At 79.8% G+C, this 794-nt stretch carries 1 protein-coding gene; it reads right to left on the reverse strand.

The window, feature by feature from the left end; all coding sequences use genetic code 11:
* Window positions 1-46: 46 nt before the first annotated feature.
* A partial coding sequence (locus AC2CJA_RS26970) for a hypothetical protein (protein WP_484605250.1) occupies window positions 47-794 on the reverse strand: 748 nt, incomplete at its 5' end.

Consider the following 794-nt stretch of genomic DNA (forward strand, 5'->3'; position numbering starts at 1 on the left):
GTCCGGAGGCCGGAGGCGGCACGGCGCCCGGACGGAGGGCCCGCGGTCAGTCCCCGGTGCGCGCCAGCGCGCGCCGGACGTCATCGGCCGCGTAGTAGGTGCGCCCGGCGCTGCGGCGCCGCTCCCACCTCTGTTCGCTGGCCAGCCGGTAGACGCTTCCGCGCGGGATGCCCCACAGGGCGGTGACGTCCGCCGGGCTCAGCCAGCGCGGCCCGTGGACGGGAGCCGGAACCGGGGTGGGCGGCGCGTCCGGCGAGGGCTCCGCGGCGGAGGCGGGCCCGGCGGCGGGGGCGGCGTCGATCCGGCGGCCCAGGGACAGCAACTCCGGCCCGCTCCAACTGTGCGCGGGGTCGGCGTCGCAGGACACCCGGGACGGATGGCGCCGGTCCCGTGCGGGGCGCGCGGTCAGCCTTCCGTCGCAGCCGGCCTCCACGCAGGGACCGACCACCACCCGTCCCGCCTGCTCGGGGCGGGCGACGCGTTCGGCCCGGGCGAGGATGTCGGCCGTCTCGGCGGCGAAGTCCCCAGCCGCGGGATGCCGGACCAGGAAGCCGAGACGGCTGTGGAGGAAGGCGCACAGGTCGCCCACGGTCCGCCGGGGCGGGCGTGCCCCGGTCGCCTCGACCGTCAGGCCGGCCCAGGAGGCCAGGACGCCGAGCACGGCGCGGCGGACGTCCGCCGCGGAGGCGTGCAGGGTGGCGACCGGGCGCCGGCGGGGGGCCGGGGGCCTGGCCCAGGCCGGGGTGTGGGCACGGAAGTGGCGCTCGCCGCACTCCTGGTACAGGGCCGGCAGG

The organism is Streptomyces sp. ATLC9, from assembly GCF_057196705.1.